This is a genomic window from Acidovorax sp. HMWF029, assembly GCF_003060895.1.
GTDB lineage: Bacteria > Pseudomonadota > Gammaproteobacteria > Burkholderiales > Burkholderiaceae_C > Acidovorax.
The window spans coordinates 1-1,960 of record NZ_QAIH01000232.1 but is presented as its reverse complement, the minus strand read 5'-3'; the positions used below and the strand labels follow the sequence as shown (position 1 = coordinate 1,960).

The following is a 1,960-nucleotide window of genomic DNA, read 5'->3' as shown; positions in this document are numbered from 1 at the left end:
CAGCGGTACACAGTTGGCCGATGGCGGCAGCACCGCGCGCATCAGCACCAGCCATTCGCTGGGCCTTTCTGCCAACTGGGAGCTGGACCTGTGGGGCCGCATCTCCGCTGGGGTGAGCGCCGCGCAGGCCAGTGCTCAGGCCAGTGCTGACGACCTGGCCGCCGCCCGCCTGTCGCTGCAGGCCGCTGTGGCACAGACCTATTTTTCGCTGCGTACGGCCGAGGCTCAAGCCACCCTCCTGGCCGAGACGCTGAAGGCGTACCACAAGAGCTGGGAGCTGACGCGCAACCGCCATGCGGCGGGTGTCGCGTCCAGCGCCGATGTGGCGCAGGCGGAGGTGCAGTACAAGTCCACCCAGGTTCAGTTGCTGGAGTCAGAGACCACGCGCAGCCAGCTGCAGCATGCGCTGGCGGCCCTGCTGGGCCAGGCGCCTGCGGCCTTTGCGCTGGAGGCCACGGCCGTGCTGCCGGCACCGGCAGACGTGCCCCAGGCCCTGCCGTCCGATTTGCTGCAGCATCGCCCCGACATTGCTGGCGCCGAGCGCCGCGTGGCCGCCGCCAACGCGCAGATCGGCGTGGCGCGCGCGGCGTACTTCCCTGCGCTCACGCTGTCGGCGGCGGGCGGCTACCGGGGCTCGCCCCTGGCTGACCTGTTCAGCGCGCCCAACCTGTTCTGGTCGCTGGGGCCTGCGCTGGCGGCGTCCATTTTTGATGGCGGTGCGCGCAGTGCAGCGGTGGAGACGGCGCGTGCCAACCACGCGCAGGTGACCGCCGCTTACCGCCAGACTGTGCTCACGGCGCTGCAGGAGGTGGAGGACAACCTCACGGCCGCCGCGGCCTTGGCACAGGAGGAACAACTGCAGCGCGAGGCCACGGCCGCCGCGCAGCGCGCGCTGGATGTGGTGGAGAACCAGTATCGTGCGGGCACCGTGGGCTATCTCAATGTGCTGAATGCTCAGGCCACGGTACTGTCGTCGCAGCGCAGCCTGATCGATGTAAAGAGCCGCCGCCTGTCGGCTGTGAATGCGCTCCTCAAGAACGTGGCCGGGCGCTGGGAGGCGCTGCCACCTGCCTGAACTGCCGCCGCAGCTACATCGCCTTGAACAGGTGCGCGTAGAGGCGGCTCACGGGCAGCCGCTCGGGCCGCCCGCGCAGGGTGATGTGCTGCTTGCCAGCCTCGTCGCGTGTGACGGTGGCAATGTGAGTGGCGCGCACCAGAGTGCTGCGGTGCACCTGCCAGAACTCCTGCGGGTCCAGCTGCTCGATCAGCTCCTTGAGCGCAGTGCGGATCAGGTATTCGCGCTCGGTCGTCAACACCCGCACGTACTTGTCGGCCGCTTCAAAATAGACCACATCGGCCACCGGCACCATGTGAATCTGTGAGCCATGGCTGGCCTGGATCACGCTCAGCCGCGCGGCGGGCTGTGCGGGCTGCGCAGTTTGTGCGGGCTGTGGCGCAGGGGGGGCTCCCAGGCCAGGTGTCTGCAGCAACGCACGCAACTGGGCCATGGTGGCTTCCAGCTCAGGGGGGGTGGCGGCAGACGTGGGGGTTGCGTTGGCATGGCGCTGTGCCAGCAGGTCCTGCACCTTGGCCACGGTGCGTGCAAGGCGGCGGGCTTCGATGGGTTTGAGCAGGTAGTCCACCGCCTGGGCATCGAACGCCTGCACGGCGTACTGGTCGTAGGCGGTGGCAAACACCAGGGCCGGGAAGGGCGCATCGGCAGGCCAGGCGTCGGCCAGTTCCACAGCGGCGTCCAGGCCGGTCTGGCCGGGCATGCGGATGTCGAAGAACAGCACATCGGGCCGCAGCGCAAGCGCTTGCTGCACGGCCGAGAGTCCGTCGCCCACGGTGGCCACCACCTCCAGTGCGGGCCAGGCGCGGGTCAGCTCCTGGCGCAGGGCCGCGGCCAGCAGGGGTTCGTCTTCGGCAATCAGGGCGCGGGGGCGGGACGGGTTCATGG

Annotated in this window: 2 protein-coding genes; one reads left to right on the top strand and one right to left on the bottom strand. The window is 69.4% G+C overall.

Features of this window, described 5'->3' with window-relative positions:
- Positions 1-1,075 (top strand): efflux transporter outer membrane subunit (locus DBR12_RS17330; RefSeq protein ID WP_108618406.1); only part of this gene is annotated, 1,075 nt, incomplete at its 5' end.
- Positions 1,076-1,088: 13 nt separating this feature from the next.
- Here DBR12_RS17330 and DBR12_RS17325 read toward each other — a convergent pair.
- Positions 1,089-1,958, bottom strand: coding sequence for a LytTR family DNA-binding domain-containing protein (locus DBR12_RS17325; protein WP_108618405.1), 870 nt, complete (start codon positions 1,956-1,958; stop codon positions 1,089-1,091).
- Positions 1,959-1,960 lie beyond the last annotated feature (2 nt).